This is a genomic window from Salinivibrio socompensis S35, assembly GCF_000513715.1.
GTDB lineage: Bacteria > Pseudomonadota > Gammaproteobacteria > Enterobacterales > Vibrionaceae > Salinivibrio > Salinivibrio socompensis.
Map to the genome: position 1 here is coordinate 1 of NZ_AQOD01000064.1, position 7,854 is coordinate 7,854.

The 7,854-nt window shown below is 46.1% G+C and carries 4 protein-coding genes and 4 pseudogenes; 4 read left to right on the top strand and 4 right to left on the bottom strand.

Annotation, left to right across the window (positions count from 1 at the left end):
• Window positions 1–416 (top strand): annotated as a pseudogene (gene eexS, locus DZ54_RS20200) (entry exclusion protein EexS); the annotation flags it as partial.
• A 32-nt stretch (window positions 417–448) separates the two neighbouring features.
• Here the strand turns inward: eexS and DZ54_RS20205 are convergent.
• The 3 genes and pseudogenes from DZ54_RS20205 to DZ54_RS20210 form a co-directional block, all read right to left on the bottom strand.
• Window positions 449–4,015: pseudogene (locus DZ54_RS20205) on the bottom strand (conjugal transfer protein TraG N-terminal domain-containing protein).
• A 3-nt stretch (window positions 4,016–4,018) separates the two neighbouring features.
• Complete coding sequence (locus DZ54_RS0108395) at window positions 4,019–5,407, bottom strand: conjugal transfer protein TraH (RefSeq protein ID WP_025673745.1); 1,389 nt, start codon at window positions 5,405–5,407, stop codon at window positions 4,019–4,021.
• A 2-nt stretch (window positions 5,408–5,409) separates the two neighbouring features.
• Window positions 5,410–6,353: pseudogene (locus DZ54_RS20210) on the bottom strand (thioredoxin family protein).
• Window positions 6,354–6,614: 261 nt separating this feature from the next.
• Between DZ54_RS20210 and DZ54_RS20215 the strand changes: the two are divergent.
• The 3 genes from DZ54_RS20215 to DZ54_RS0108415 all read left to right on the top strand — a co-directional run bounded on the left by DZ54_RS20215 (window position 6,615) and on the right by DZ54_RS0108415 (window position 7,612).
• Window positions 6,615–6,926 (top strand): hypothetical protein, encoded by a 312-nt coding sequence (locus DZ54_RS20215; RefSeq protein WP_025673746.1) that lies wholly within the window; start codon window positions 6,615–6,617, stop codon window positions 6,924–6,926.
• Entirely contained in the window at window positions 6,916–7,095 is a 180-nt protein-coding gene (locus DZ54_RS0108410; protein ID WP_025673747.1) for a hypothetical protein, read from the top strand. Before DZ54_RS20215 ends, DZ54_RS0108410 begins: the two co-directional genes overlap by 11 nt.
• Window positions 7,096–7,222: 127 nt before the next feature.
• A complete protein-coding gene (locus DZ54_RS0108415) occupies window positions 7,223–7,612 on the top strand; it encodes a hypothetical protein (protein ID WP_025673748.1) in 390 nt (129 codons plus the stop codon).
• A 113-nt stretch (window positions 7,613–7,725) separates the two neighbouring features.
• On the opposite strand, the pseudogene DZ54_RS24795 reads toward DZ54_RS0108415, so the two are convergent.
• Window positions 7,726–7,854 (bottom strand): annotated as a pseudogene (locus DZ54_RS24795) (IS256 family transposase); the annotation flags it as partial.

A 7,854-nucleotide genomic window follows, 5' to 3' on the forward strand; every position in this document is an offset into this window, starting at 1 on the left:
TCTTTACCAGCACGCTGCTGGTTTATATCACTGGCGGGTTCTTTCTAGTGACTTTGGCTGCGGCTCATTTTTTTCCATCAGAAATATTAACGGCATCTGCCAAGTTAGCGGCTTTGCCATTTCTGTTCTGCACCGTCGTTTTGTTCAGCTACTTGGGATTCAAAGCAACTGCTAGTCCTATCGGTCTTATAGCCATCATCACTATGCTTGTAACAATCGCATATTGGCAAGCGAGTTGGACTATTGTTGGTTTAGGGCTCTTTTTCTTAGCTATTTGTACTGGAATTAGATTCTTGAGCAGCCAAGTTAAAGATTCGGGTAGAGCTTTGAGCATTGAAGAAAAATGGTATTGGTATAAGCTCCATTCGTTTTTTGATGGCTTTTATCCAAGGTATCCCAAAAAGCCCAAAAAATAGCCAGCCCATCACAAGCTGGCTACCTTCTATTTTTAGTTCCTTCCAGATGCCTGGTTATAGGCCCTAATATCGATCAAGTTGTTCTGAGCATAATCTCCCGCAAGAGATGCATTTGAGATCACCGCTATCTGCTTATCCACAAATGCTTTATCTTCTTCGGACACACTGTCAGGGATGTAAGCGCCACTCTCATCCTTTTGACGATACTCATTTAGCATTTGCTCCCTTAGGCCAAGCATTTCAGGCGACCAACTCGATGAGTCTTCAGAGTTGAATACGCGCCCCGCCAAACCTTCATTGAAAGCTTGAGCGAACACCTGACTTTGAATCGGGGTCAATCCCATTCTCTGCCCTTCGCTGTATGCTTCCTGTTTAAAATCATCGGCATACTGTTCTAAGAACTCACCATATCGATTGTTAACTGCCGCACCGAATGCCCCAGCCAACATGGCTTCAGACTTAGTGCCCCAGTTTACTTCGGAGGCATACTGCGAACTCGATCCACTGTATGCATCATTAAACGCAGTCAATGGGTTTTCCAAAGAGGTTCCGGCATCAACGGCTGCTTTTAAGCCATCCCATGTTGATTTGCTGGCCACCGTTGCATTGTGCAAGAAACCTCGTGAGCCAGGGTCTTCAAGCGCTTGCTCCTTGTAACTCTCATAGTCTTCGCCAAAGTGATTCAAGGTATTCAGTGCTGCATCAGTATGCTTGCCACTGAAATCACCAATAGCACTGGCGCTGTTGAAGAACATTTCAGCACCAGAAACTCCGCTATCATCAGCCATAATGCGTGATCGCCACTGAGATCCAGCTTCACTGTTTAGTCCAGATTGATAGGTACTTGTGTCAGAAGCTACGGCCTGCTGGGCTTGCTGCTGATGCGCATTCAACTGTCCATCTATACCAGACAGATTGGTTTGGTAAGCTGATTGAGCTGAATTGAACTGCGTCTGAACTGTTGCAGCATCCTCATAGCCTTCCAGTACACCCGATTCGACTTGGCTTTGAATACCACCAAAAGTAGGGACAGTTGATGACAAGCCTTCATTAGAGCGTGGCTGTATCGAGCGTAAATCGGCTCCGGTAGCCATGGCCATAACAGTCATTGCTGCTTGATAATCATTGTCTCGTTCAGCGGGCGTTGAAGAGTTGCTATAGGTTAAAGACTCCATAGCTGCGGCTACATACGCCTGATTATCATCAGGTAGCAAGCGCTGATACATTGGAAGGTTTTCACGTAGTCGATTACCTGCTTCAACATGTTGGTTCATATAGCGACCTAAGTAATCCATGACTTCAGGGTTATCCGCTGCTAATCGAGTTAACGTCGCACCATCCGTATTTCTTTGTCCTGATAGACTGTAGCTGGCCTGATCAAGCTCACTAAAGCGGTTTGATGCCGTGACAACGTCTTGTGCTGAACTCTGAAGTGACTGATAGTCTTGATTAGACAACGACATTTCAACGCCAGAACGTCTTGAATCTGAAAGGTCCTTAACCATCGCATCGCGATACTCAGCACGTCGTGAATCACTCGAAGCCAAGCTTTGCATCTCCCCTGTGAGCGTATTTGCGGTCGTAGATCGAGAACTGCCTTCTGACGACTCAACTTGGCCACTAAAGTTTCCACCTAAATCCAGCCCTGCTCGTACCCTTGATAGTTTTGGTACACGAGATGAGTCTGGCTTATCGACTCCTGGCAAGTTGCCCTGTGGAGAATCATTACCGCCCGTACCAAGAAGCCTTCCAAGTAAACCCTTATCAGCAACTTCTTTCTCACCGGGATTAGTAATGGTTCCATCGCCACCGACCCTTAGACCTCCCGATAACACGCCCGATACCAAGCCACGTACAGCATCTTTTTTATCGTCTCCGAAACCATACCGAGTTTGCAGGTCATCAGTGACCTGATTAACAACGGCGCTAGATCCGGAGTTAGAAGAGCCGATCTGACGTCCAACCGAAGAAAGGTTGTCGTAACTTAGCTTTTCACCAAAGGTTCGACTCATGGTATTGCCAACCTGACGGCTAAAGGCTTGAGTTGCCTGAGTCATGGATTCTTTTGCAGAGCCGACCATTGAACCCACTGCGTTTCCGACAGAGAAACTGCTTAGTAGGTTTGACGCACCGGTCATCGACAGACGACAGAGCTGAATTTTGGAACATTGACTGTGATTGCATTACCGGGGCATTTTTCGCGACATCTGGACTTGCCATCTTTTCATCAATGGCATCACCGTTTTGAAGACGTCCAGCCAAGTGGGTAGCGGTTATTGCTGAGCCATACACGAGCATGAGCGAAATCGCCGGAACACTCGACGCCAACATGCCGCCAGTAGCTATCCAGGTTTGCAGTACTGAATCCATCTGCATCATCCCAGCAAAAGATGGCACTTCCGTACCTGCAAACGCATCAAGTGCCGACATTTTCCCCGCAACGGTTAAATGAATATACAGGTTAATGATGGCCATGACAGGCATCCAAAGTTGAATCCAAAGCAGGATTAACAAGTACTTCCCGGCCATTCGCATCCCGATTTGGCCAAGGGCAATCACAAAGGCCATCAATGGGGTGATGGCGTAAATGAAGCCCTCAAAAAACGTCATCATCGGACGAACAATACTTTGGAACAGAGTCTGCTCCGCCGCCCATTGTGTATTGCGCTGTTCAATCGCCTGGTTAACCATAGCGGCAGCGGTGAAAGCTTGATCATCCATATACTTGCCCGTTACGCTTTGCTCATAAATAGGCAAAAGCACTGACGCGGTCATGTACTCTTGGGTGTTAACCGAAGCCAGACCAAGATTATTCAGTGCATTTCGGATCACGTCATCAGTGTCAGTGGCTGACGAAGTCCCCAATGAGGCTGACAGAACCTGTTTAAGCCTTGGAATGAAGGTTGATTCTGTCATGAGTTTCAGTTGGCTGTAGGCTTCGGTGCAGTCCAGATCGCTACTGCTACCACTGAGCATGATGCGTGTGCCATATATGCGCGAATCAAACCTAATCGCAGTCATCGGGTTAGGATCACTCAGCACCTGATCGAGGTTCTTTTGGCCAATGTCGATACCAATCAAGGTGCACTCTTTGATGTAGTTAAACCACGATTGTTCGATGTCCGAGCCGCCGACACGATTTGCATCACCCAACCCAGAGCGATCCATCACCTGTTTTCTCACTTTAATCAGTGACTGCAAACTGGATGCAAAGCCGTATTCCGTCATGGCGGGAGTTGAGAACGCCGTTTCAAACAATCGCGTGATTTGAAAACCAACAGTCGAAATCGTACTGCCTGCAGCAGCAACACCGATGGGCACATTATCAACCACTCGAACTTGCCCCGTGTATGCATCCTCAATGCTCAATCGGGTACTGGGTCCAAACATGGTTGCAAAGACTAGCATGAGACTAAAACGTGTTGAAAGTTAATCCCACGACCACCTTGCATTAAGGCCTGAACAGAGACCATCAATACCCCAATAAGCAAGCCAATGCGAACCATTGAGGTAAAGTCGCCTGTACCAGTAATCATCGCAACCGCATTCAGAACTTGCTCTAAAAAAGCCGAATCCCCAATTGAATAGATCTCCCACATGACCTATTCCCCCAGTGCCGTAGATTTGACGGTGTAATAACGCTGTTTGCGAATGGTCTGAATCACCTGGTTAAAATGCGCCAGCAACTCTTGCTCTGAGCCGTATCTTCGCTGTAACGCGGCGTACTCCTCATTGATTTGGCGACGTGCACGCTCAAGATCTTCAGTTAACAACTTCGCATAGGCATGATCTTCCACACCAGAGGTGCTTCTAGCTGCATTATGCATGTCTTCAACTAATGCTCGGGCCATCTCAACAGCAATAAATGGTGCCGCTCGTGAAGCAAACGACCTAGCAGCCCCTTCATTTAATGCAGAAAGTGTTCGAATCATGCCGCCAATACTAGCAGGAGCCGAGGACATAAAAGCCTTTTCGGTGGTGCTAGCGGCCCCTGTATTTCGAGCAAATTTAAAAATAATGCCATTACTAGAACCCGTACCAAGAAGTAAATTTTCTACCTGAGTTGATAACCCAGTCAGAGTCACGTTAGTAATTGTCGGGTTCAGACAACCGTCTTGCGTCACTGTGTCACATCGGTACATAGCGACGTTTCCGCCATGAATTAGATGCTCAATAGTCACTTTATTGCCATTTAGTCTGGTCAGTTTTGGGGCTTTACCTTGGCCATCAGCGGCATTGGCTAAATCACCAACGATGATCGAACCAGTCACCGACATAACCGATTCAAGAAAACGGTCATCCCCCGATGCAAACCAGCTTGATGCCGAGTGACGTTTCAGTGCTCGCCAGACCAAGTTACCTTTAATCGTTTTGTTCACATCAGATGCCGCGACACTTGAAGCGTTCTCGTATGGGTTCTTACCGTTGGACTCACTCCAACTGGTAAAAATGTCTCCAGCCCCTTTAAGAGAGCTCAACATGCTGGCTTCTGTTTGCCCCTTTTTACCAAAAGCAGCCAGGGTATCGTTCACGACTCCCTGAGCCATTTGACAGGAATTGCCGAAATACTCGTTCAATTGCTGGATTTTCTTTTGCAGTGTCTCCATGTGCTGGGAGCATTTCTCACACATAGCACTTAGCGCCAATTGGAATGCGTATCCCTTGGCGTTTGCAGCAACAGAGCGAAGTAATTGAACAAACTGATCTGCATTAACAAATGACAAACTTCCAGCGAACATATCAATGCCGCCACAACCGGCTTGGAATGACGGAGGCACCATAGAAACGAGGTTCTCGTTCATGATCCTGTTACGAACAACAACGCTTCCGCCAGATATAACGCCACGCCGCTGACTCTCGAATACGCCAGGCGCAGTGGTGTTGGTCATTGAACCAAATAACTGATTCATCTCCTGTTGCAAGCTTGCTTGGCTCACAGACGAAAAACCAATCGCAAAGGCGATTAGAGATACTCGGAATACTTTTTTCATCGTTATAACCCTCCTTGTGCACGCAGATAGCGAACAAGAAACTCAGGATCCTGTAATATCTTTTCGTTAAGCTCTTGGGCTGACATCGCGAGTGACACGCCGGTTGAACAGGTCTGGTGGCATAGTAAGTTTGATCGTCAATCCAACCGGCTTGATGGGCTGCGAGAATAATTCGATTATTGAGCTCATCAAGGCTCATTGCGCCTTGGCCAATCGGAGTGATGACATTAGGCGGATCAACCAAGAACACGGCAGGGACAGTCGTAACGGACAAGGATTGCGCTTGTCCTGAATCAACTTTGTAATTAGGAAATTCTCCACCAGGTAAAGGCAAGCCATCGACAGCAATAGCAAACACCTCGAAACCGTAGTTCGAAGCCATTGACTCGATGATAGGCGCTTGAGCGTGGCAGTAAGGGCAATCCGAACGATAGAAGAAGAACAAGCCTGCTCGCTTTGCTACTTCACCTAAAGCTACATCACGTTGAGCGCCAGCTTCACGGTCCATCCGATTGGCGGCATAAGTCGCCAAGGGTCTGCGACTGATTTCATCCAAAACAGGATCGCCCATGACCACCTGCTGACTAACATCAGCAAATAGTGAGCCCTTATCCATCATGACGCGCTGTAGATAAAGATAGGCCCTGACGTTTTCATTCGTCGGCTCATCAATTGCCTTGTCCATGAACGACTGCATGTGCTCTCGAAACCATGCAGCACTAAAGGGCTTTAGCTCGTCCTGACTGGACTCAACGGAACCAAATTCCTGCTTTAAATGCTCTTTAGGCTCCGCTGGCTCAGGAATGACCTGATACCAAAACCAGCCTTCCTGACCACGCTGATAAAATGCCCCATCACTGGCATGAGCGGGCAAGATGAATAGAAAGAAAATAATGATTGGGATGGCCACCCATAGGATGAACCAAGGTAACAAGGGGGTTCTCATTGTCAGCTCCAGAAAACTTCATAGAGCTAACATGCTAAAGATCCCCGTTAGTGCGATTGGCCAAATAGATGAATGAATCGTGTGTGTTTCTGACTAGCTGTTGTGACCAGTAACAACAACTAACGTTAATAAGCCAAATATATGGTTTTCCGTTTTGAGCGAATAACAGATCTTTGATGTTCTTACTTTAGGCAGCTTATTTAGCAGCTTCATGTATAATATTTATGCTTACAGTCATCTACGCCAACCAAAGAGAAGAAAATGGCAGAAACTAACGATACAGATATTGAAGTCAATAATGATGCAAGCGATAGCAATAAGTTTTCATATGATGATTATTTTCATTCGAAAGAAACCTTTTTGATTTTCGTATTATTGTATGTTGATGGTGAAAAAAGAGCCGACTTTCTTGGTATTGAAGAAGAAATGTATGGGTCAAAATCCAAGGCGAAAGAATGGCGAAATTCTTTGGTCAAAATACTTCATTCTGACCGTTGCAAGCACCTATCAGCGGATGAGGCCACAGCAAAAGTCAACGAAATCTATTCAAGGATGAAAAAACATGCCAAATGATGAGGAGAAGAAGAGTACGAGTAAGCTTCCTGTAACTTTAAAGCCGGTTGACTTTGAGTACAAAAAGCCAGAAAGAAGAAATGAGTTAACTGAACAAAAAAAATACGACAAGATCGATTCGAAAGTTGGTGAATTAGTAAAGCTTGGAGCTAATGGTGTAACTACGTAGATGAAGACGCCTTTCCAACAATTTTCAAACAACTGGGCCGAAAGCTGCTTTTATATTTGAAAACCAGATTCCAGATGCTGACAAAAGAAGTTTTGACGGTAAAAATTACGCTCATAGCTCTGCGGTAGTGGGTTTAGCCGATAAGAAATCACAAGAAGTCAGAGATGCTGAAAAGCAAGCCTTACTTCAATATTCACGAGACTCTCTCATTAATGTGTCAGATTCACCTGAGGCGCAGGATATGAGAAGGAAGGTTGATTCATTCACAGCCAAGACCCTTCCGAAACTCCGAGACGATCGAGGTGTGAACATAGATGAAGTAACAAGTGAGGAAAGAAAAAAAGGGTTTGCATTTCATCATGTTAATCCCAAGGAACTGCATACAGACCCGGAGGATGTCTTAGACCCTACCAAGGGGCGAAATTTGAACCCTGAAACTCATGCAGATGTACACAGAAAGAACATCAATAATGAGGAGCAGTTTGAGAAATATCAGGCAGAAAATAAGCCGGAATAAAGCACATAATCGGCTAGCGGAGGTACAGCTCAAGCCTGCATCTTCAAGTTGATTGGGTATATGATGTTCTTGTTCATCAGCGAGGGTGTTCAATATTCTGTGTCAGCTAAAAATCATAGCGCGATGTGATCATCCAGTCGACCCTCAAAATGGATTGCCAACTGCGACAGTGTGAGGTTCCAATTCTGCACCGGATGTGTCCATCGCTCAGACGCTTTAGTATCCCTGCATACAATAATTTC